Here is a 21,574-nt window from a genome sequence, read left to right on the forward strand (position 1 = left end):
TGTTCAGGGACTGCCACACAGGCTGACAGATCAACCGTCCGGACGGGGAGGCCATGGACATGCGTACACTCATTCTCATCACGGCAACGGCAGGATTGCTGGCCGCTTGCGCCACCACGGAGGGCTACCGCCAGCGCACGGCCAGCTATATCGGCGCGCATGGCGATACGCTTCTTGTCGAGATGGGGCCACCCGTGATGCAGGATACGCTGTCGGACGGCAGCGAGGTCTGGACCTACTACCGTGAGGAAGAACATTCCTCGGGCGGATACAACCGTCCGGTGACGCGCACGCGCACCGTTCAGTACCGTGACGAGGACGGCGAGGTGCATACCCGCACCGAGAGCTATACCGACTATGTCTATGAGCCGCCGCGCTACTGGACGAGCGAGTGCGAGACCCGCTTCATCATCGACCAGGCCGGTTTCGTCACGGACTTCCGCTTTGAAGGCAATGGCTGTGTCGCGCCGGAGATCGACGAGACCAGCTGACTAGCCGCTGGCGGCGGCGAGGCAATCACGGCAGGGTGGACACCATGTCCACCCCTGCTCCCGCTTCGCAATCCGATCCCAATCAGGCCGCGCTTGACCTGCTTACCCATGGGCGCGCCCATATCTTCCTGACCGGCCGGGCCGGAACGGGCAAGACGACGTTGCTGAAGCGGTTCCTGGAAACCGCGGGCAAGGAAGCCGCCGTGGTCGCGCCGACCGGTGTGGCGGCGATGAATGCGGGCGGGCAGACCATCCATTCCTTCTTCCGCCTGCCGCCGCGCCTCATCGAGCCGGGCGATATCCGCCGGTTGCGCAATGCGCGCATGCTGAAAGAACTGAAAACCCTTGTTATCGACGAGATTTCCATGGTCCGGGCCGACATGATGGCCGCGATCGACCATTCGCTGCGCCTGCACCGGGACAGCATGGAGCCGTTCGGCGGCGTGCGGATGATCCTCGTCGGCGACCTCGCCCAGCTGCCGCCCATCGTCGAAGGCGAGATCGCGCAATATCTTGAAGAGCGCTATGGCGGGCCGTTCTTTTTCAATGCGCCGGTCTTTCGCGAGGCGGGTTTCCTGCGCGTCGAACTCGATCATGTCTTCCGCCAGTCCGACCCGGACTTCATCGCCATCCTCGGCGGGGTACGCCATGGCGACCTCTCAGACAGCGAGGCGGCGCTTCTCAATGAGCGCGTGACGCAGGCGACGGGGCTCGATGCCAGCGCGACCCATGTCGTGCTGACCCCGACCAACCAGGCCGCCCACCAGATCAACGCGGCGCGCCTCGCCAGCCTGCCGGGGCAGGCGCGGCCCTATAACGGGCGCACGGAAGGTCAGTTCGATCCGCGTCTCTTTCCCACCGAGGATCCGCTGCTGTTAAAACCCGGTGCGCGGGTGATGATGATCCGCAACGACCCGTCCGGACGCTGGGTCAATGGCACGCTGGGCGAGATTGACAGCCTCGAAGACGGTGCGGCCTTCGTGCGGGTCGGCGAGGACGTGCACCGTGTCGAACCGGCCGCGTGGGAGCGTTACCGCTATGCCTATGATGCGGCGAAGAAATCCATCGAGCGCGACGTGGTCGGCGCGTTCAAACAACTTCCCTTGCGGCTGGCCTGGGCGATGACGGTGCACAAGTCGCAGGGCCTGACGCTCGACAAGGTCTATATCGATTTCTCGCGCGGCATGTTCGCCCACGGTCAGGCCTATGTGGCGCTATCGCGGGCGAGAAGCCTTGAGGGCCTGCGCTTGTCTCGGCCGCTATCCCCGCGTGATCTCGTCATGGATTCGCGCATCGACGACGTCGCGTCCTATTGCCACGACGCGCCGATCTAATCGGCGTCCACCAACCCGCTTCAGGAGGCGGGCCTAAATCCCCGTTGAGCCGAACCCGCCCGCCCCGCGCGCGGTATCGTCCAGCTCGGCGACCGGAGCCCATTCGATCTGGGTGACCGGGGCGACGATCATCTGCGCGATGCGTTCGCCCCGCTTCACAGTGAAGGGTTCCGGGCCGTGATTGATCAGGTTGACGCGGATCTCGCCGCGATAATCCGCATCGACCGTGCCGGGCGTGTTGACGCAGGAAATCCCGAACTTGGCGGCGAGGCCGGAGCGGGGCCGGATCTGCGCCTCAAAGCCTTCGGGCAGGGCGATGGCGAGGCCGGTCGGGATGAGCCGCCATTCGCCGGGCGCGATAACAACCGGCTCATTGTCCGGGACGGCGGCGGGCAGGTCCATGCCAGCCGACGCCGCCGTCTGGTAGCGCGGCAGCTCAAGCCCGGAAAAATGGTCAAGCGGCCGGACGCGCACGATAACGGACATGGGTGATCTCCTTCATCCATGGCCGAAATTGGGTTTGCCGGCCCCGGACGGGAAGGCTTAACCGTCCTGCCGGGGCCGGTCCAGAGGCGGATAGACCCCTGAATGCGGTCTACATGCCGGAATTGACGACGGCGTAGTAGGATTCCAGTCGGGCGGCGACGGCCTGACGCTCAGCCGAGGTCAGCGTGCCGTCAATAATGCGGACGCGGAACTGGTCATCGGTGATTTCCAGAAGCGTGGTCACGTCGCCGCTGGCGCGGGATTCGGTGAGATAAAGCGGGAAACCGGCGGCCACGACTTCCCAGTCATCCGGGCCGGGAATGGCGGATGAGCGGAAGCACAGCAGGGCATCGACTTCCATGTCGGACGGAAGGCGAAGCGAGAACATGCCGGGCTGGGCCGCGCGCTCCATGACGCTGACACCGACGAGCGGAGTCGGGTTTTCGCCGTCATTGGTGACGATATGGCAGCTGGACTCGGTCACGGTCTGCGCGAGGGCGGCCGGTGTCCCCGCAAGTGCTGCGCCGAGAATGAGTGCGGAAATGACAGGACGTTTCATGAACTCTCCCCAGTGAACCTAGCGAACGTGCCGATACGTTAGCGCAAGTCGGGATAAACGCCTTGTCACGCTTTCGCGAGATGGCGTGAAACCGCTACGGCGAGCTGCTCGGCGATGCGGGATTTGGACGCCCGCGGCCAGGCGGTTTCCGTTTCTGACGTGATCAGGATTGCTGCATTCTCGTTCCCGCCCATGGCGTCACCGGACACGTCATTGGCGACAATCCAGTCGCAGCCCTTGCGCAGGCGCTTGGCGCGGGCGCGATCAAGCACGTCATGGGTCTCGGCGGCAAAGCCGATGACGAGGCCGGGCCGGCGGGGCTGTTCCAGACCGGCGACATGCCTGAGGATATCGGGGTTCTCGACCAGCTGAAGTGTAGTCTGTCCGGCTTTATCCGACTTCCGGTCCGCAGCACGGGCGGGACGCCAGTCGGCCACTGCCGCGACAGCGATGAAGATGTCCGCCGGCAGTTTGGCCACGACTGCAGCCAGCATGTCGCGGGCGCTTTCGACATCGAGGCGGGTCACACCGGACGGCGCGTCCAGGCAGGTCGGGCCGGAGACCAGTGTCACGGACGCCCCGAGGTCAGCGAGTGCTTCGGCGATGGCATAACCCTGACGTCCGCTGGACCGGTTGGACAGAAAACGGACCGGGTCGATAGCTTCGATCGTGGGACCCGCCGTGACAATGGCATGGCGGCCGGCGAGACTTGTCATGCGCCTGTCTGGCCCAGCAGACGTGCGATGGCGTCGGCGATTTCGGCCGGTTCGGCCATACGGCCCGGGCCATATTCCCCGCAGGCCATGTCGCCCTCGTTGGGTCCAATGCGGTGAACCCCGTCAGCGTCGAGCAGCGCGATGTTGCGCTGGACCGCCGTGTGTTCCCACATCCGCACATTCATCGCCGGGGCGATCAGGACGGGCTTGTCGGTCGCCAGTAGCGTGGTCGAGGCGAGGTCATTGGCGAGACCGTTGGCGAGCTTGCCGATAAGGTCGGCGGTCGCCGGGGCGACCACGACCAGGTCGGCCGAGCGGGAGAGCTCTATATGGCCCATCTCCGCTTCGTCGGTCAGCGAGAAGAGATCGGTATAGACGGTGTCGCCAGACAGTGCTGCCGCGCTCATGGCGGTGACGAATTCGGAGCCGGCAGCCGTGAGGATACAGCGCGTCGCGATGGAACGCCGTGACAGTTCGCGGATCAGCTCCAGGCTCTTGTAGGCCGCAATGCCGCCGCCAATGATCAACAGGATGCGCTTGTCCGCCATGAGGCCCGCCTTTCGCGTCTCGACCGCCGCTGCGACAGTCCTAGCCCGTCCAGGCCGCCAAGAAAACGGACCAAGCGGACGGGACGGCGTGCGCAAAGCAGTCTAGCCTTTCCACCACGATACATTGACGGGGAGGAAATCATGCCATCCATGCTGCACGCCGCCGCCGCGCTCGCCCTTCTGACGCTCGCGGTCTACGTCCTGATGACGATTTTGGGGATTGCCGCCAACGCCAAGGGCGAATTGTCCAAGGAATACTCGCTGACCAAGACGGGTACGCCGCCGCCGGCCTGGGTCGGCAACGCCGCGCGAAACCTGATCAATCTCTGTGAGTTGCCGGTGCTGTTCTATGCGCTGGTCGCGCTCAGCTATGCGACCGGCCAGGAGACAGGCGGTCTGCAGCTGACGCTGGCCTGGGTCTTCGTGGCGTCGCGCTATGCGCATACGCTGATCCACGTGACCATCAACACGATGGGGCTGCGCTTCCTGGCGCACCGGGTCGGGGCCGGCGTACTGGTCGCGATGTGGATCATTTTCCTGATCAATCTCTAGGGGTTTTCGCCGGGCGGCGAGTCAGGTTACTTTTATTTCGAAAGTGACTATGGAGGCTGATCGGTCATGCCTGATGCTGCCGCCCGCCCGCTCCGGTCGGACTGCCCGCTGTCCGCGGCGCTGGACCGGTTCGGGGACCGTTGGACCTTGCTGATCCTGCGCGACATTGCCGCCGGCAAGCGCCGCTATGGCGATATCGCCGGGTCAAATGAGGTGATCCCGACCAATATCCTCGCGGCGCGGCTGAAACAGATGCAGGCTGACGGGCTGATCGAGAGCGTGCCTTACCAGTCACGGCCCGTCCGCAGTGAATACCATCTGACCGCCAAGGGGCGCAGCCTGATCCCGATCATGCAGGAGCTTTGCCGCTGGGGGCTGGCGCACGAAGAGGAGACGCGCCCGCCTTCGGGCGTGTTCATGATGCTCAAGCCCTAAAGCGAGGAGGCCACAGCCCAGGCCGCGAGCGCGCCGGCCGCCCCTGCGACGGCCAGATAGCTGGCAAAGCGCACCCAAGCCCCCTTCCTGCCCCGCGCGGCGAAACGGTCAAGCGTGTCGTCGTCGAGCCGGATCTCGCCGGAACGGATTTTCGCGCCCGCCGCGGCCCAGTCATCGATGGCGGAGGGCAGTTTGCGCACCGAGGCGTGCAGGGCTTTCAGATCATCAACCGCGTCCCGGGCAATGCCTTCAGGGCCCAGTTCGCGGCGCATCCAGTTCTCGACAACCGGGGCGGCTGCCGCCCACATGTCATGACGCGGATTGAGCGCGCGCGAGACACCTTCGGACTGGACCATCGTCTTTTGCAGAAGCACGAGTTCGGGCCGCAGGCGCATGTCGAAGAGGTCGGTGATCTCGAAGAGCTGCAGGAGAACCCGGCTCATCGGCACCTGGTCGGCACTCTTGCCGAAAATGGGTTCGCCGACAGCCCGCAGAGCAGCGGCGAAATCGGCAACCGAATGGCGTGCCGGGACATAGCCCGCACGGAAATGGGCTTCGGCGGCTGCCACGTAATCCCGCGTCAGGAAGCCATGCAGGATTTGCGCGAGGAAGCGACGTTCGCCCGGTCCGATCCGGCCCATGATGCCGAAATCAACCGCCCAGAGGCCGCCATTGCGATCCGCGAAGAGATTGCCAGCATGCATGTCAGCGTGGAAGACGCCCCGGTCCATGGCGCAGACGAGGAAGGACTGGGTCAGCGTGATGGCGAGGTTCTCCCGGTCGATCCCGGCGGCATCAAGCGCATCGGGATCGGTCAGCGGGATACCGTCGACCCAGGCGGTTGTCAGAACGCGGCGCGCGGATCGCGGCCAGTCCACCTCGGGGATGAAATAGTTCTCGGCCCGCGCCGAGGCCTCCGCGAGTTCGCTGGCCGAGGCGGCCTCAAGCCGGAGATCGGTTTCAAGCTCGGTCGCCCGCGCGACGGTGTCGACGAATTTGCGGGGTTCGAAGCGGCGCGAGGCCGGAGAGAGGTTTTCGACGATTGCGGCACCGAGCTGCATGGCGCGGATGTCCTTGGCGAGGCGGTCCTCGATCCCGGGGCGCAGCACCTTGACGGCAACCTCGCGGCCATCGGTCGTCACCGCCCGGTGGACCTGTGCCACCGATGCGGCGGCCAGCGGCGCGTGAAATTCGGAGAACAGCTCAGACAGCGGCTTGCCGAGTTCGGCGGCAACGGCCGCTTCGGCCTTCTTCTGGTCGAAGGCCGGCATCCGGTCCTGCAGCCGGGCCAGGCCGCGTGCGAAGTCCTGTCCGACGATATCGGCCCGCGTCGCCAGCACCTGGCCGAACTTCACATAGGAGGGCCCGAGCTTCTCCAGCGCGCGGGCAAGCCGCTCACCGGGCGAACCTTCCCGGTCACGCCGGGCAAAGAGGCGCAGAAACGCGCCCAGACCGCGGACCGGGGCGGGAAATTTCGCCTGGTACTCGGCCGGGAAGATCGCGTCATGGCGCGCCAGCGTCAGGCCGGCGCGGGTCAGGCGGAAGAAGGAAGCGAGCGTGCGGAACATGGACCGGCAGGTTTAGCCGCGCATTGCCCCCATGGCGAGCGCGACATGCGGGCGCATCACTTTCTCTGCCGCGCGCTGCCCAATCGTTCGGCAAAGGCCGAGGCGAGAATGCCCGCAGGGAGCGCGACGAGGCCAACACCGAGAATGGCGACGAAACCGGCGACCGTCTTGCCCGCGGCCGTAACCGGATAGACATCGCCATAGCCCACCGTGGTCAGGGTCGCGACCGCCCACCAGAGCGCGCGCGGGATCGAGCCGAAGGCGTCGGGCTGCACGTCGGCCTCGATCACATGAAGGAGCGCCGCCGCGCAGAAAAGGAGAATGCCCGCCATGGCCACGGTCGCCACGAGCCGGCGGCCCGCGTCGCGTACGGCCAGGCCGATTTCCCGGAAAGCGGGAAACATCGAGAACAGTTTCAACAGGCGGAATAGGCGGAAAAGCCGCACCCAGCGCGCCGCCGCCCAGAGTTCGGGAAAGAGGATCATCACGATCAGTTCGGGGCCGAAGGCGAGGAAATCGAAAATGACGACCCAGCGCCGGAAATAGCGGCCGCGTCCGACAAGGCCGGAATACTGCCGGCTCGCGCCCGCCGCCCAGACCCGCAGGGCGAACTCACCAGCGAAGAGGATTGGGATGACGGCGTCGGCGAGTGTGATCCAGCGCCGCCAGTTCGCCGGCAGGTCCGGTTCGGTTTCCAGCGCCAGGAGGACGAGCGAGGCGAGTATGGCGAAAACGACCGCCCAGTGGCCCCAGGTAAAGCTACGCCCCGTCGTGTAGAGCTGCGCCCAGACGCGCCTTTGCCAGGTCCGTGTGTCGCTCATGGGCCGCCTGCCCCCCGTTCCCTCGTTAACCCTAGCGTTACGCGGCACGGGCGAGGATGCCAAGCATGAGCGAAGCCGCCGACCAGTTCCCGGTCCGGGTCTATGCCTTCGATGGCGAGGGTCATGCTACGCCCGCTACGCTCGAGACAGTCGAGGCCGTTCCGCCCGGGACGAACAGTTTTGGCTTCGTCTGGATCCACCTTCTCGGCACCGATGCGGCCGCGCTCGACTGGCTGGAGACCGAGAGCGGTATCGACAGCTTCATCCACCAAGCCCTGACGGCCGAGGATACCCGCCCGCGCTGTACGACCCATGGCGACGGCGCGATCATCAATCTGCGCGGGATCAATCTGCATGAAGGCGCCGAGCCGGAAGACATGATTTCGCTGCGACTCTGGGTCGAAGGACGCCGGATTGTCGGGGTCTGGCGCCGGCCGCTCTATGCCGTCGCGGACATGTTTGCGGCTATTGAACGCGGGCAGGCCCCGGTCTCGCCCGGTGATCTGGTTGCGAAGCTGGCCCTGCGGCTGGCCGACCGGATGGAGCCGACCATCGCCGATCTTCACGAGCAGATCGACGCCATGGAGGACGTGCTCGATACCGAAGGCGCGGCCGCACCAAGCCGGGCCGAGCTCGCCGACATCCGCCGGCAGGCGATTGTTCTTCGGCGCTTCATCGCGCCGCAACGCGACGCGCTCAATACGCTGGCAATCGAGGATTTGAGCTGGCTCACTGAGCGTGACCGCAGCCGTATCCGTGAAGCCGGCGACAAGACGACACGGGTGGCCGAGGAACTGGAATCGGTGCGCGAGCGCGCCGCCATCGTTCACGACCAGATGCTGGAAAAGCGCGCCGAGGAGATGAACCGCTACACGCTGCTGCTCTCGGTCGTGGCGTCGATTTTCCTGCCGCTGGGGCTGATCACCGGCCTGCTGGGGATCAATGTCGGCGGCATTCCCGGGGCGGAGAATCCCTGGGCCTTTGGTATCGTGACGGGCCTGCTGGTCGGGCTGGGGGCGTTGCAGGTCTGGATCTACCGGCGGGTCAAGCTGATCTAGGAACCGGCTGCCCGGTCTTTCAGGAAATCCCGCACTGCCGGATCGGTGGCGAGGTCGGCTGCCCTTTCATAGCTCTCGCGCGCCGCTGCCATGTCCCCGGTCACGGCGAGCAGATAACCCCGCGCGGCCCAATAAGGCTGGAAGGATACCATCCGTGCCGGGTCGAGCGCCTCCAGTGTTGCAAGGCCTTCTTCGGCCCCACCCGCTGACCCCAGAGCGCAGGCGCGGGCCACTATCGCCCCCGCTGTCGGGTGGGCGGAAATCAGCCGGTCGTAGAGCGCGAGGATGGCGTCCCAGTCCGTGTGACGTGTCACGGCTCGGGCGCAATGCGCGGACTGGATCGCAGCCTCCAGCACGAAACGCCCGCCGGCATCCATCGCGATCGCCCGGCGCAGCAGGGCTTCCGCCCGGGAGATAAGCGCCATGTCCCACCGCGCCGTGTCCTGCTGGCCGAGCGGGATGAAACCGCCAGACGCGTCTCGTGCCGCAGGACGGCGCGCTTCGCCATAGAGGATCAGCGCCAGAAGGCCGAGCGCCTCGGCGTCGCCGGGCAGGAGGCCGGTCAGGATGCGCGCCAGCGCGGCCGCCTCGCGAATGAGGCCTCCCGCGTCCTCAACCGGTCCGGCTCCGGATGCCGCGCCGGCCGCATAGGCGGCGTAGATGGCATGCAGGACGGCGCGGATCCGATCCGGCCATTCCTCCCGGTCCGGCTCGATAAAGCCGGGCTGGAGCGTGCGCAGGCGGGTCTTGGCGCGTACGAGGCGCTGACTCATCGCTGCGGGTGAGACGAGGAAGGCCGCTCCGATCCGCGCGGCGTCGAAACCCAGCACGGTCTGAAGCATCAAAGGCGTGTGCAGGGCCGGGTCGAGCGCCGGGTGGGCGCAGATGAACATCAGTTTCAGGCGTTCGTCGGGAAAGGCGCTGTCACGTTCGGCCCGACTCGCGGCCTCGTCAACGATACGGATCATGTCCGGAGCCGCCTCGCGGGCCGTCGCCTGTTTACGTCCGGCGTCGATCAGCTTGCGCCGAGCCACGGTCAGCAGCCAAGCTTCGGGCCGGTCGGGGATGCCTCGCCTTGGCCAGACATCGAGCGCGGCGACGAAAGCCGATGAGACGGCGTCTTCGGCCGCCGCGATATCGCAGGTACGGGCTGTCAACACCGCGACAAGGCGGCCATAGGCATCGCGGGCAGCCGCCTCGGCCGCCGCGCGCACGCCGTCACTGATGGGATCAGCCGCCATAGTCCGGTACGGGACGCACCTCGACCCGACCATACTTGGCAGTCGGGCATTGGCGCGCCCAGTCGAGCGCTTCGCCCATGTCCGCGCATTCGATCATGTAGAAGCCGCCGACCTGCTCCTTGCTATCGGCATAGGGGCCGTCCTCGACACCGCTGACGCTCACCAGCTTGCCGGTCATGGCCGGGGCGAGCGGCGCGCCGGACGAAAAGGCGTTCTTTGCCTGCAAGGCCGCCACGAAGGCGAAATGCTCGGCAATGACGGCTTTTTGCTCTTCATCGCCCATGGCCTCGAAATAGGCCTCGTCTTCGTGCAGCAGAAATACGAATTGCATGGGTCATCTCCTCCCGTCTCGCCCGCGTCAATGCGATGCGATCACAGGACAGACGTCCGGCAAAGCGTGATTTCGACAGGGCGCGCGAAAAAAAGCCCTTCAGACCTTCCAGCCCGTATGCAGTGCCGCGATGCCGCCGGAGAAATTCGTCACCTCGACGCGGGCAAAACCGGCGGCGCGGACCTCATCGGCGAAGGCCTCCTGGTGCGGGAAGCGGCGAATGGACTCGACGAGATACTGATAGCTATCGCGGTCCTTGGCGATCAGTTCGCCGAAAGCCGGGATCGCATTGAAGGACCAGGCGTCATAGACGGTTTCGAGCGGGCGCGTGGTCGGGCGGGAGAATTCCAGGCAGAGGAATTGCCCGGCGGGTTTCAGGACGCGGCGCATCTCGGAAAGCGCGGCCGCACGGTCGGTGACATTGCGGATGCCGAAGGCGATGGTCACGCAGTCCGTGCACCCGTCGGGGAAGGGCAGGGCCTGCGCGTCGCCCACGGCCCAGTCGAGCTGGGGATCGCCGCCCCGCTTCAGACCCGCGACCAGCATCTGCTCGTTGATGTCGGTGACGATGGCACGGGCGGGTTTGCCGCCCCGGCGCTTGCGCACCATCTCGGCCTTGGCGACGAAGGCGCGGGCAAGGTCACCGGTGCCGCCCGCCACATCGATCAGCAACTGACCGGGCTGCGGATTGGCGCGGGTCATCACCATGTCTTTCCAGACGCGGTGGATCCCGAGACTCATGATGTCATTCATCAGGTCGTAGCGCCGGGCCGAGCGGTCGAAGACACCACGCACAAGCGGGGCCTTATCCTCGCGTTTCACGTCGCGGAAGCCGAAAGAGGTTGTTTCGCCGGTTGCTGGTGTCGTGCTCATGGCGGAAAGGATAGGCGAAGCCGCCGCGCCGGGCTAGAAGCCGGTTCATGCCCGAGCTTCCCGAAGTCGAGACAGTTCGCCGCGGCCTCGCCCCCGTCATGGAGGGGCGGCGCATCCTCGCGGCGCGCCAGAACCGGCCCGATTTGCGCTTTCCCTTCCCGGACCGGTTCGCGGAACGCCTGACCGGTCAGACGGTCGAGCATCTGGAGCGGCGGGCGAAATACCTCATCGCGCGGCTGTCGGGCGGGGAGAGCCTGCTGATGCATCTGGGCATGTCGGGCCGGTTCACGATCACGGCAGATCAAGTGGACAGCGGTGACCTTGCTGCCTTCGTGCACAGCCAGGGCGGAAATCCGAAGCACGACCACGCCGTCTTCGAGATGGAGGGCGGCGCGCGCGTCACCTTCAACGATCCGCGCCGGTTCGGTTTCATGGCGCTGTTCGCGACGGATGCGGAAGAGAGCGTCCCTTTCCTTGCCGGGCTGGGGCCGGAGCCGCTCGGGAACGCATTTTCTTCCGCCCATCTGGACACCGCGCTGTCGGGCCGAAAATCCCCGATCAAGATGGCGCTGCTTGATCAGCGTGTCGTGGCGGGGCTGGGAAATATCTATGTCTGCGAGGCACTGTGGCGGTCGGGTATTTCGCCGCGCCGGACAGCGGGCACGATCAAGGGCGCGCGATCCGTACGCCTGGTGCGGAATATCCGCAATGTGCTGAGTGAGGCCATCGAGGCGGGCGGGACGACGCTGCGCGACTTTGCCGCCACGGACGGGGCGCTGGGATATTTCCAGCACAGCTTTGCTGTCTATGGCCGCGAGGGCGAGCCTTGCCACTCGGACCCGGGCCATGGGCCGATACAGCGCATCGTGCAGTCGGGCCGGTCGACATTCTTCTGCCCGCAATGCCAGCGATAAGGCTTTCGTCTTGGCGCGCTGGCCCTAGTGGGTTTTAATCGGCGCTTCAGGGGAGAAAGGTGTGTTCGACGTGAAACGGGTATTGGCTGCTGCTGCCATGGCGCTGTGTCTCGGCGCACCGTCTGCTCATGCCGAGCCGGCGATCTGGCGGCTGGCGGATGCCGATACCGAGATTTACCTCTTCGGGACCATCCACGTTCTGCCAGCCGGCGTCGACTGGCGGACCGACGAGATCGATGCGGCCATTCGCGCGGCCGATGTGATCTATCTTGAGACGCCGGTTGATGACGAGACTCTGGCCGGTTTCATGCCGAGTGTCATGGAGTGGGCGACGCTTCCCGAGGGGCAGAGCCTGTCAGCCATGTTGCCGCCGGAAGGCGAGGCCCGTTTGCGCGATATCGCGGCGGCGGCGAACTATCCCTATGAAGCGCTGGACCGGTTCCGGCCCTGGTTTGTCTCGCTCATGATCGCCAATTTCAGCTTTGCCGAGCGGGGTCAGACCGCGGACCACGGAGTCGAGACGACGCTGATGCAGGCGCTCAATTTCGGAAATACCGATGCCGAGCTGGCCTTTCTCGAAACGCCGGAACAGCAGATCCGGCCGATGTCCGAGCTGCCGGACAATGTTCAGATTGCCATGCTGATGGATGCGCTGTTGCCGCAGGTCCGCGAACGCCCGTCCGCTGACATCACCGAGTTGTGGCTGGCCGGAGACCAGGACGAGATCGAGCAGGCCATCAACGGGGCCATTCGCGACCTTGCCCCGGCGCTCTATGACGTCGTGCTGGTCCGCCGCAATCTCAACTGGGCGATCCAGATCGAGGACATGCTCGACGAGGAGGGCGTGTTCCTGATTGCGGCCGGTGCCGCGCATTTCCCCGGGCCGGACGGTGTCGTCACCATGCTGCGCAATCGCGGCCACGTGGTCGAAGGCCCTTGAGGCCACGAGACGCACGGGAAGCGAACCCGTCGCGTCCCTGTAGCCTTTGCCCGTGGATCGTCTAGTCTGCCGCTGCCTGGACAATTTTCGCAGTCAACCCAAGGACTTTGCTCTCATGACGTCACTTTCCGCCTGGGTCCGTACCACCGCACTTGCCGCTGCAGGCAGCGTCCTGCTCGCGACGCCCGCGCTGGCCGATCCGTCAATCTGGCACCTCTCTGACGAGGATTCCGACATCTATGTCTTCGGGACGGTCCATATCCTGCGCCCTGACGTGGTGTGGCGGACCGAGGACGTCATGGCGGCCTTCGAGGCTTCCGAAACGGTCTATTTCGAAGCCCCGGTCAACGATCCGGCGGAAGCGGCCGCTATGGTGCCGCTGGTCCAGCGCTATGGATTCAACCCGGCAGGGGAGACCCTCACATCCCGGATCAGCGATAACGGCGCTGCGCTGCTCGAACGTATCGCCCCGCGCGTCGGGCTTACCACCGCTATGCTGGAGCCCTTGAGGCCCTGGCTCGCCTCGGTGACAATCACCCTCCAGTACATTTCCGCGCAAGGCTACGATCCTCAATCCGGAGTGGAGGCCACGCTCTGGCCCATGGCCAACGAGGCCGGAAAGACGCTCGCCTATTTCGAAACCATCGAGGAACAGCTCGGTTTCTTTGGCGGTCTGCCCGAAGAGGTCGAGAATGTTATGCTCGAACAGACGCTGGAACGGATCGAGGAGGCACCGGGCATGCTCGACGGGCTGGTGACGGCCTGGGCCGAGGGAGATCAGGCCATGATCGACGAGCTTATGAATGGCGATTTCCGTGACGAGTCCCCGGAAGTCCACGACATCATCATCGTTCAGCGCAACGCCCGCTGGGTGGACGACATCGAGGAATTGCTGGCCGGGTCAGGCACGGTCTTCATCGCTGTCGGTGCGGGTCACCTTCCCGGCGACGAGGGCGTGATCGCCATGCTGCGCGCGCGCGGCCACACGGTCGAAGGGCCCTAGGCCGTCGTCATAAATATCACGATAAGGCGTGCGGTGCGGGCTGATGCTCGACTCCGCTCGCCGCTTCGGGTTATAGCGCCCGCCCTGTGATCTGACGGGGGCAAGTCAGCCCTGCTCAAAGCGGAGGCCGTTCGCGGCTCGATACATGGCTTACAAGACAATTCAGGTGAAAACCGAAGGGCGCGTCGGCGTCATCACGCTGGACCGGCCCGAGGCGCTCAATGCGCTGTGCGACGCGCTGACCGGCGAGCTGGCCGATGCGCTGGCCAAGTTCGAATCCGATGACGGCATTGGCTGTGTCGTCCTGACCGGCTCGAAGAAGGCCTTTGCCGCCGGCGCGGACATCAAGGAATTGCAGGGCCGCGATTTCATCGGCCTGTATCTCAACGACCCGTTCGAAAAGACCTGGGAATCGGTCGCCCGCTTCCGCAAGCCGATTATCGCGGCCGTGTCCGGCTATGCGCTGGGTGGCGGCTGCGAGATTGCCATGATGTGCGATTTCATCATCGCCTCGACCACGGCGAAGTTCGGCCAGCCGGAAATCAATCTCGGCGTGATGCCGGGCTCGGGTGGCACGCAGCGCCTGCCGCGCGCCGTGGGCAAGGCCAAGGCGATGGATCTGTGCCTGACCGGACGCCAGATGACCGCCGAGGAAGCCGAGCGCGCCGGGCTGGTCAGCCGCATCGTCGCGGTCGACGAGCTGATGGACGTGGCCATGGAGGCCGCGGAATCGATTGCGTCGAAGTCGCTGCCGATCGCGATGATGACCAAGGAGGCGATCAACCGCTCCTTCGAGATCGGCCTGACAGAAGGCGTGCGCTGGGAGCGCCGCGTCTTCCAGTCGCAATTCACCACCGAAGACCAGACCGAAGGCATGGAGGCGTTCGCCGAGAAGCGCGCCGCCCACTTCAAGCACAAGTAAGCGCGGCCCTCGCTTGACGCCCCGGCGGCAGGGAGCTATACGCCGCCGCTCACGGAATTCGCCGGGATGACCGGCATCAAAGACACGACGGACGAAGACGAATGGCCAATACGGCATCCGCGAAGAAAATGACCCGCAAGATTGCCCGGCGCACTGCGGTGAACAAATCCCGCCGCTCGCGCGTGCGGACCTTCCTGAAGAAGGTCGAGACCGCGATCGCCGGTGGCGACCAGACCGCCGCGAAGACCGCGCTGGTCAAGGCCGAGTCCGAGCTGATGCGCGCTGTGGGCAAGGGCGTGTTCCACAAGAACACGGCGTCCCGCAAAGTGTCGCGCCTGTCCTCCCGCGTGAAGGGTATGGCCAGCGCCTGATCGGCCTCGCCGATACGAAATCCAGAAGCCCGCAGGCCACCGGCCCGCGGGCTTTTTCGTGCCCGCTTTCGAGCCCGTTATGGCGCCAAAAACACGCTCCGTGAGCGGACTGCAGAAGGTTAAAAAAAAGCTAACGAGCCAACTGACGGACTCTGTTTGCGATTTCCCGTGTCAAGCGAAGAATCCCGGAAAAAGGGCCCTGAGTCATATTGACCAAAGAGGCCTCGCGGGTAACCTAGGGAGACAAGGACGTACTTTCCCCATGCGGAAGATTTTCGACCGGCGGCGGCGCTAATAAACGCTCGGCTGGACAGGGGGGGTTTGTCCGAAAAAACAAAGATATAGCTTCGAAAACGGAGCATCAATCCGCAAGCCGTGGGGGCGCAGGTGTCAAGACCTAATCTGGCAAAAAACGCAGGGGTGGACGGGGCGAAAGCACCCGCGATTTCGGATGTCTGGCGTGAAGTCAGGGCGCGCCTGAAAAGTGAATATGGACCGGCGGTTTTTTCCGCCGAACTGGCCCGATTACGGGTCGTGGACAATGGTCCGTCTGCGGTCATTCTCGTCGCGCCGACAGCGTTCTCGAAATCCTGGGTCGAAGACCATGCCGGGGCCCGGATCCGGGCGCTGTGGGCGAGCTTTGATTCCGCCCGCCGCATGGTCGAGGTGCTGAGCGATCGAGACCTGGCCACGTCGGCTGCACCCCAGGCCGAGGAGGCCGATGAGGCGGAGCCGGCCCGACAGGACACTGCTGCGCATGCGGGCAATGTCACCGCGATGCCGCGGGACCGCTCTGGCCGCCGCAGCGGCGAGCGCTTCACCTTTGACACCTTCATGGTCGGCCCGTCCAACGAGCTGGCGGCCGTGGCCGCGAAATCGGTGATCAATGCATCGCCGTCCCCGTTCAACCCGGCCTTTTTCTATGGCGACTATGGTGTCGGCAAGACCCACCTCCTCAATGCGATCGCCCATTCGGTGGAACTGGGCGGACAGCGGCGCAAGGCGCTCTACCTGACGGCCGAGGAATTTCTCTCCGGCTTCGTGTCCGCCATGCGCGCCCGGGACACGATGGCGTTCAAGGACCGGGTCCGGAATGTCGATGTCCTGCTGATTGACGATGTGCATTTCATCGCCGGCAAGCCCAAGACCGAAGACGAGTTCCTGCACACCATTCTGGCGCTGATGGCCGATGACCGTCAGGTCATTCTCGCTTCCCACTCCGCGCCGGGTGACCTGCCGGTCTGCGATCCGCGTCTGGCCTCGCTTCTGCGCGGCGGCTTTGCCTGCCAGATGATGAAGCCGGATCTCGACCTGCGCCGGAAGATTCTCGACTGCAAGGTGGCCCAGGCCGAAAAACACTATCCGGACCTCGACGTTCCTGAAGCGGTGCGTGACTTCCTCGCGGCCCGCATCACCACCAGTGCGCGCGAACTCGAAGGCGTGCTCAACAATGTCATCGCCCGGACCGCCCTGATGGGCCGGGACGTGACGCTGGAAACAGTGGAAGAGGCGCTGCGCGAGCTGGCGATCACCGGCGAACGCAAGGTCACGGTTGACGATATCCAGCGCACGGTCGCCCAGCATTTCAACGTCAAGGTCGCCGACATCGTGTCGAAGCGGCGCAACAAGGCCATCGTCACGCCGCGCCACATCGCCATGTACCTGGCCAAGACGCTGACGACCCGGTCCCTGCCCGATATCGGGCGGCGGTTCGGGGGGCGCGACCACTCGACCGTTATCCATGCGGTGAAGAAGGTTGTGACCCTCATCGAGAACGATGACGCGATTGCCGCGCTGATTGACCAGCTCGTCCGTGAACTGGGCGGCTGACGATTCCAGACTTTGACAGGATGGCGAATCTGCGCCGCGTGCAGGCGGGTCTCTTGCGCGTGCGCATTTTTCGCTATGGTGTCTCCAATTCACATATGATTCACTCCGGCTGGACTTCGCATCCTCCAGACGCGAACCTGCCGGACCCGACCCGGCCGCCCGCGCCCTGCGAGGCGGCCCAGCCAAAAAGACGATTGACCGTACTATGAAGCTGACCATCGAGCGCGCTGCCCTCCTCAAAGCCCTTGGACACGTTCAGGCCGTTGTCGAGCGCCGCAATACGATCCCGATCCTGTCGAACGTCCTGATCACTGCCGGGAGCGAGGGCGCGAGTTTTGCCGCGACCGATCTTGACATCGAAATCCAGGAAAGCGCCGATGCCACCGTTGAGCGCGAAGGCATGGCGACCGCGCCCGCCCACACGCTCTATGAAATCGCGCGCAAACTGCCCGACGGGGCCGATGTGACGCTGGAACTGGCCGGTGACGATCCGCGCGTCAGCCTGAAGGCCGGCCGCTCGGTCTTCTCGCTGCCGTCCTTGCCGCCCGGCGATTTCCCGATGATGCCGTCGGAAGATCTGCAGACCCGCTTCGCGGTGCCGTCCGAGGCGCTGGCCCGGATCATCGACAAGACCCGCTTCGCGATCTCGACCGAAGAGACCCGCTATTATCTCAACGGCATTCACATGCACGCCGCTGATGAGGGCGGACGCAAGACGCTGCGCGCCGTGGCCACAGACGGTCACCGGCTGGCGCTGGCCGAATGCGACCTGCCGGACGGAGCGGGCGGCATGCCTGCCGTCATCGTGCCGCGCAAGACGGTCCAGGAGGCCCGCCGCCTGCTGGAAGATGCCGGTGACGAGATCGAGATGTCGGTGTCCGAAGGCAAGATCCGCTTCAAACTCGGACGCGCCGTGCTGACCTCGAAACTCATCGACGGGGCCTTCCCCGACTATGAGCGGGTGATACCGCGCGACAACAAGAACACGATGACGGTCGACAACAAGCGTTTCGCCGAAGCGGTGGACCGGGTCGCCACGATCTCGATCGAGAAGTCGCGCTCGGTGAAGCTGTCGGTTGATGGCGGTGTGCTGACGCTGGCGGTCAACAATCCGGAGTCCGGGCAGGCGACCGAAGAGCTTCCCGCCGACTACGCCCATGACGCCTTCACCATCGGCTTCAACGCCCGGTACATCCTCGATGTCGCTTCGCAGATCGAGGGTGACGAGGCGCGGCTGCATTTCGCTGATCCGGCTTCACCCACGCTGGTGACCGATTCCGGTGATGCCGACGCGCTCTACGTGCTGATGCCGCTGCGGGTCTAGGACCCGCACGCGGGGTGAAATCCGCCCATATCACCCGGCTTCGCCTGACCGATTTTCGCGGCTATGGCGCGCTCGACCTTGATGTCGATGCGCGTCCGGTCGCGATCTACGGTCCCAATGGCGCGGGCAAGACCAATATTCTCGAAGCGATTTCCTTTCTCGCGCCCGGCAAGGGGTTGCGCGGTGCCGATACCGAGGCGGTTGTCCGCCATGAAGGCGACATGGCGGCCCCGGCCTGGGCGGTGTTTGCCGAAGCTTCGGGTGCGCGCGGGGCGCTGACGCTCGCGGCCGGAGCCCGCCTGGGTGCGCGGCGGCAAACACGGCTCGACGGGTCACCGGTGTCCCGGGCTGCGCTGGCGCGCGCCTTTCCGATGCTGGCCCTGCAACCGGAAGAAGACCGCCTGTTTGCCGGGCCGCGCGCCGAGCGTCTGAAATTCTTTGACGGTCTTGTCAGTGCCGCTGCGCCCGAACACGGCGAGGCGCTCAATGCCTATGACAAGCTGCGCCGCCAGCGCCAGAAACTGCTGGAGGATGGCCGGGCCGACCCTACCTGGCTTGACGCGATCGAGACCGACATGGCCGCCCATGGCGTCGCGATCGCGGCGGCCCGGCTTGATGCGCTCTCGCGCCTGCAGGCGGAAATCGACGCGGCTCCCGACACCGCCTTCCCAAAGGCGGGGCTGGCGCTCGATGGGGCGACCGAGGCCGATCTGGCGGCGGGGATGAAATCGGGAGCGGCGGAAGATGCGCTGCAGAACCGGCTGCGAGAGGGGCGGGACCGGGATGGAGCCTCGGGCCGCTCGTTGAGCCTCGGCCCCCACCGCACCGACCTGACGGCCCGTCACACCGGCAAGGACCGCCCGGCGGGGGAATGCTCAACCGGAGAACAGAAGGCGCTGGTGGTGCGCCTGGCGCTGGCGCAGGCGAGGGTCCTCGCCCGGGCCACGGGAGCCGCACCGCTCCTCCTGCTTGATGAAGCCTGCGCCCATCTTGACGCGGACCGCCGGGCAGGACTGGCCGAGGCGATATCCGGTCTGGGGGCGCAGGCCTGGCTGACGGGTGTGGAGCGCGGCCTGTTCAATGCGTTCGACGGCCGCGCCCAGATGTTCGAGGTGATCGCGGGACAGGTTACGCCGCGCTAGCCGCTTCGGCGGCCGCATCGGCCTCGGCATGGCGATCCACAAGGCGGAAGGCGAGGCCGCTGCTGAGATCCATCGCAATATGCAGGATGATGACCGGCCAGAGCGATCCGCCGATCAGGAAAATCCCGGTCAGAACCAGCGCAATAACGAAGACCCGTATCATTCCGCTCGGCCCCTGATAGATATGACCGAGCGTGAAGGCTGCCACCGAGACCGCAGCCGCCGCCCAAACGGGCATGACGAGCGCCAATGCGCCAATCAGGAATCCCCTGAAAATGATTTCTTCGGTTATGCCGGCCGTGATGGCGACGCCGAGAAAGCGGGTGTGTTCGGCCGAGGTCTTTGCGCGGATCATGTCCAGGCCGCCCATCGCGTCGATCTGCCGGCGCACGCTTTGCCGTGTGCTGCGCGAGCGGGCTGTCTCGACCGTGGACCAGACCATGTAGCCAAATGAGGCCAGGGCCGCGCCCCAGGCCAGGCCGCCGCGCCATCCCTCGACCGTCATGCCAAACCCGAGACCGGCCAGCGTGCGCCCGGATACCAGCCAGAATGCCAGACAGAGGATTGCCACGCCCCAAAGCAGAACCATCGTCTCACGATAGAATTTCAGTCGCGCGCGCGGATCCTCGCCCGCCCTGATGCGGGCTTTCCACTTGCTGTCGCGCAAGGGGCTGATCGCCAGGAATACGGCGAGGGCAATGACAGGAATGAGCAGAAGGTAATCGGCAGGTGATAAGCCGGACATGGGACAACTCCTTGTCAGGGATGCGAGGTGCGCGCTAAAATGCGAATGCGAATTCGCGTTCACATATAGGAGGCCGTTTGTGACCCGTCAAGGCGTGAAACCCGCTGCGCAGGACCGCGCGAAGAAAACCCGCGACAAGCTGTTGGCCGCCTTCGAGGCGCTGCTGAAGGAAAAGTCGTTTGAAGCCATGTCGGTCGCCGACATTGCCGGGCGGGCCGGATTGTCGGTCGGCGCAGTCTACCGGCGGTTTGAAAACAAGGATGCCTTCATCCCGGCCATCTTCGACCTCTACCGCGAGCGGGTTGAGGCGCTGGCCGCGTCTCCCGAGGGGCAATACGTTCCCGACCTGGACGCCGGGCTCCGTGTCGCCTTGCGGGGCATGACCGCGATTGCCTGGTCCTTCCTCAAGCGCGATGGCCACCTTGTGCGTGCCGCCCATCTCTACGCCCGTCTGCGGCCCGATCTGGTCGGGGATGAGTGGGAGGCAATGATCGAGGCGGGCGTGGCGTCATACCGGCAGCTTGTCGATGCGTTCGCGGACGAGATCGCCCGCCCTGATCCGGACGAGGCGGCCCGAGTGCTCTTCTATCTGCTCAACACCTCGATGATCGAATATGGGCTCTATCGCGAGGACGGGCCGGGTGCGGCGCTGTCGATCAGTGATGCGGGCTTTACCGATGCCATGGCGGACGCCATGTACGGCTATCTGACCGCTCCCGAGATCTGATCGCCGCGCTGCCCCATGACCCTCGCCACCCTTGCCGCCTTCGCTGGCGCGATCTTCGTGCTCTTTTTCACACCGGGACCGGGCAATGTCGCCATGGTTGCGCGGACCCTGGATGCCGGCCCGGTCCACGGCTTTGTCTATGGCGCGGGGATCATCACCGGCGACATTTTCTGGCTGACCGTAGCGGTGACCGGCCTGACCGCGCTCTCGTCCTCGCTGGGGCCGTCGGTCTGGATCGTCAAACTGGCCGGGGCCGGGGTGCTGATCTGGTTCGCATACCGGGCCTTCCGGTCGTTTGCGAACCCGGAAACGCCGGACCGGATACGAGGGACGACCACGCGGCTCGGGCTTGCGGCGACCTATCTCGCCGGTGTGGCCATGCCGCTGACCAACCCGAAACCCATCGTTTTCTACCTGTCCTTCCTGCCGGCCTTCTTCGACCTCAGTCAGGTCGGTATTCGTGACTGGCTGGCCATGGTGGCGATCATGCTGGCCATGTACGGGCTGACCGCCGCAGTTCATGTCGGCCTCGCGCACCGGGCCCGGGACTGGCTGAAAGCGAAGGGCGTGAAGCGCTGGGCGGACGGTGTGACAGGGGTGATCATGCTGGCCGTGGCGGTGCTTCTCCTCGTCCGCTGACGGA

23 protein-coding genes and 1 pseudogene are annotated in these 21,574 nt (G+C 65.3%); 15 read left to right on the plus strand and 9 right to left on the minus strand.

What is annotated here, in order from left to right:
* Nucleotides 1–59 precede the first annotated feature (59 nt).
* Both V0U35_RS02185 and V0U35_RS02190 read left to right on the plus strand, forming a co-directional pair.
* Nucleotides 60–491 (plus strand): hypothetical protein, encoded by a 432-nt coding sequence (locus V0U35_RS02185; RefSeq protein ID WP_330195010.1) that lies wholly within the window; start codon nt 60–62, stop codon nt 489–491.
* Between the two features lie 44 nt (nt 492–535).
* Nucleotides 536–1,825, plus strand: coding sequence for an ATP-dependent DNA helicase (locus tag V0U35_RS02190; protein ID WP_330195011.1), 1,290 nt, complete (start codon nt 536–538; stop codon nt 1,823–1,825).
* A gap of 33 nt (nt 1,826–1,858) precedes the next feature.
* Here V0U35_RS02190 and dut read toward each other — a convergent pair whose 3' ends face one another.
* The 3 genes and pseudogenes from dut to coaBC form a co-directional block, all read right to left on the minus strand.
* Nucleotides 1,859–2,311, minus strand: a complete 453-nt coding sequence (dut, locus tag V0U35_RS02195; RefSeq protein ID WP_330195012.1) for a dUTP diphosphatase — start codon at nt 2,309–2,311, stop codon at nt 1,859–1,861.
* Nucleotides 2,312–2,420: 109 nt separating this feature from the next.
* The gene (locus V0U35_RS02200) at nt 2,421–2,870 is read right to left on the minus strand and encodes a hypothetical protein (RefSeq protein ID WP_330195013.1); all 450 of its coding nucleotides are present in this window, start codon (nt 2,868–2,870) and stop codon (nt 2,421–2,423) included.
* 65 nt (nt 2,871–2,935) lie between these two features.
* A pseudogene (gene coaBC / locus V0U35_RS13975) lies at nt 2,936–4,134 on the minus strand (bifunctional phosphopantothenoylcysteine decarboxylase/phosphopantothenate--cysteine ligase CoaBC).
* A gap of 141 nt (nt 4,135–4,275) precedes the next feature.
* Between coaBC and V0U35_RS02215 the strand changes: the two are divergent.
* Together V0U35_RS02215 and V0U35_RS02220 are read left to right on the plus strand one after the other, a co-directional pair.
* Nucleotides 4,276–4,686 (plus strand): MAPEG family protein, encoded by a 411-nt coding sequence (locus V0U35_RS02215; RefSeq protein ID WP_330195016.1) that lies wholly within the window; start codon nt 4,276–4,278, stop codon nt 4,684–4,686.
* A gap of 66 nt (nt 4,687–4,752) precedes the next feature.
* A complete protein-coding gene (locus V0U35_RS02220) occupies nt 4,753–5,121 on the plus strand; it encodes a winged helix-turn-helix transcriptional regulator (RefSeq protein ID WP_330195017.1) in 369 nt (122 codons plus the stop codon).
* On the opposite strand, the gene ubiB is transcribed toward V0U35_RS02220, so the two are convergent.
* Nucleotides 5,118–6,689 (minus strand): 2-polyprenylphenol 6-hydroxylase, encoded by a 1,572-nt coding sequence (gene ubiB, locus V0U35_RS02225; protein WP_330195018.1) that lies wholly within the window; start codon nt 6,687–6,689, stop codon nt 5,118–5,120. The two genes, V0U35_RS02220 and ubiB, sit on opposite strands and share 4 nt — an antisense overlap.
* Nucleotides 6,690–6,745: 56 nt before the next feature.
* A complete protein-coding gene (locus V0U35_RS02230; protein ID WP_330195019.1) occupies nt 6,746–7,510 on the minus strand; it encodes an ion transporter in 765 nt (254 codons plus the stop codon).
* 65 nt (nt 7,511–7,575) lie between these two features.
* Here V0U35_RS02230 and V0U35_RS02235 point away from each other — a divergent pair, with 65 nt between their 5' ends.
* Complete coding sequence (locus V0U35_RS02235; protein WP_330195020.1) at nt 7,576–8,568, plus strand: zinc transporter ZntB; 993 nt, start codon at nt 7,576–7,578, stop codon at nt 8,566–8,568.
* Here the strand turns inward: V0U35_RS02235 and V0U35_RS02240 are convergent.
* From V0U35_RS02240 to V0U35_RS02250, 3 genes are all read right to left on the minus strand, one after another.
* Nucleotides 8,565–9,809 (minus strand): RNA polymerase sigma factor, encoded by a 1,245-nt coding sequence (locus V0U35_RS02240; protein ID WP_330195021.1) that lies wholly within the window; start codon nt 9,807–9,809, stop codon nt 8,565–8,567. The genes V0U35_RS02235 and V0U35_RS02240 overlap by 4 nt on opposite strands.
* Nucleotides 9,799–10,140 (minus strand): YciI family protein, encoded by a 342-nt coding sequence (locus tag V0U35_RS02245; RefSeq protein WP_330195022.1) that lies wholly within the window; start codon nt 10,138–10,140, stop codon nt 9,799–9,801. The genes V0U35_RS02240 and V0U35_RS02245 overlap by 11 nt, the downstream gene beginning before the upstream one ends.
* 99 nt (nt 10,141–10,239) lie before the next feature.
* Nucleotides 10,240–11,013 (minus strand): class I SAM-dependent methyltransferase, encoded by a 774-nt coding sequence (locus tag V0U35_RS02250; RefSeq protein WP_330195023.1) that lies wholly within the window; start codon nt 11,011–11,013, stop codon nt 10,240–10,242.
* A 47-nt stretch (nt 11,014–11,060) separates the two neighbouring features.
* On the opposite strand from V0U35_RS02250, the gene mutM reads away from it, so the two are divergent.
* The 8 genes from mutM (at nt 11,061) to recF (ending at nt 19,459) form a co-directional block, all read left to right on the plus strand.
* A complete protein-coding gene (gene mutM, locus V0U35_RS02255; RefSeq protein WP_330195024.1) occupies nt 11,061–11,927 on the plus strand; it encodes a bifunctional DNA-formamidopyrimidine glycosylase/DNA-(apurinic or apyrimidinic site) lyase in 867 nt (288 codons plus the stop codon).
* Nucleotides 11,928–11,997: 70 nt separating this feature from the next.
* On the plus strand, nt 11,998–12,867 hold the full coding sequence (locus tag V0U35_RS02260) for a TraB/GumN family protein (RefSeq protein WP_330195025.1): 870 nt from the start codon (nt 11,998–12,000) through the stop codon (nt 12,865–12,867).
* A 115-nt stretch (nt 12,868–12,982) separates the two neighbouring features.
* Nucleotides 12,983–13,870, plus strand: a complete 888-nt coding sequence (locus V0U35_RS02265) for a TraB/GumN family protein (RefSeq protein WP_330195026.1) — start codon at nt 12,983–12,985, stop codon at nt 13,868–13,870.
* Between the two features lie 145 nt (nt 13,871–14,015).
* A complete protein-coding gene (locus V0U35_RS02270; RefSeq protein ID WP_330195027.1) occupies nt 14,016–14,792 on the plus strand; it encodes an enoyl-CoA hydratase in 777 nt (258 codons plus the stop codon).
* Between the two features lie 101 nt (nt 14,793–14,893).
* Nucleotides 14,894–15,163, plus strand: coding sequence for a 30S ribosomal protein S20 (rpsT, locus tag V0U35_RS02275; RefSeq protein WP_330195028.1), 270 nt, complete (start codon nt 14,894–14,896; stop codon nt 15,161–15,163).
* A gap of 420 nt (nt 15,164–15,583) precedes the next feature.
* Nucleotides 15,584–16,993: a chromosomal replication initiator protein DnaA gene (dnaA, locus tag V0U35_RS02280; RefSeq protein ID WP_330195029.1), complete on the plus strand. Its 1,410-nt coding sequence runs from the start codon at nt 15,584–15,586 to the stop codon at nt 16,991–16,993.
* Between the two features lie 205 nt (nt 16,994–17,198).
* Entirely contained in the window at nt 17,199–18,317 is a 1,119-nt protein-coding gene (dnaN, locus tag V0U35_RS02285; protein ID WP_330195030.1) for a DNA polymerase III subunit beta, read from the plus strand.
* Between the two features lie 14 nt (nt 18,318–18,331).
* Nucleotides 18,332–19,459 (plus strand): DNA replication/repair protein RecF, encoded by a 1,128-nt coding sequence (gene recF, locus V0U35_RS02290; RefSeq protein WP_330195031.1) that lies wholly within the window; start codon nt 18,332–18,334, stop codon nt 19,457–19,459.
* On the opposite strand, the gene V0U35_RS02295 is transcribed toward recF, so the two are convergent.
* Nucleotides 19,446–20,204 carry a CPBP family intramembrane glutamic endopeptidase gene (locus tag V0U35_RS02295; RefSeq protein ID WP_330195032.1) on the minus strand — a complete coding sequence of 253 codons (759 nt, stop codon included), beginning with the start codon at nt 20,202–20,204 and terminating at the stop codon, nt 19,446–19,448. The two genes, recF and V0U35_RS02295, sit on opposite strands and share 14 nt — an antisense overlap.
* Before the next feature lie 79 nt (nt 20,205–20,283).
* Here V0U35_RS02295 and V0U35_RS02300 point away from each other — a divergent pair, with 79 nt between their 5' ends.
* Both V0U35_RS02300 and V0U35_RS02305 read left to right on the plus strand, forming a co-directional pair.
* Nucleotides 20,284–20,931, plus strand: a complete 648-nt coding sequence (locus V0U35_RS02300; RefSeq protein ID WP_330195033.1) for a TetR/AcrR family transcriptional regulator — start codon at nt 20,284–20,286, stop codon at nt 20,929–20,931.
* Between the two features lie 15 nt (nt 20,932–20,946).
* Entirely contained in the window at nt 20,947–21,570 is a 624-nt protein-coding gene (locus tag V0U35_RS02305; protein WP_330195034.1) for a LysE family translocator, read from the plus strand.
* Nucleotides 21,571–21,574 lie beyond the last annotated feature (4 nt).

This window comes from Hyphobacterium marinum (assembly GCF_036330325.1).
Taxonomy (GTDB): Bacteria; Pseudomonadota; Alphaproteobacteria; order Caulobacterales; family Maricaulaceae; genus Hyphobacterium; species Hyphobacterium marinum.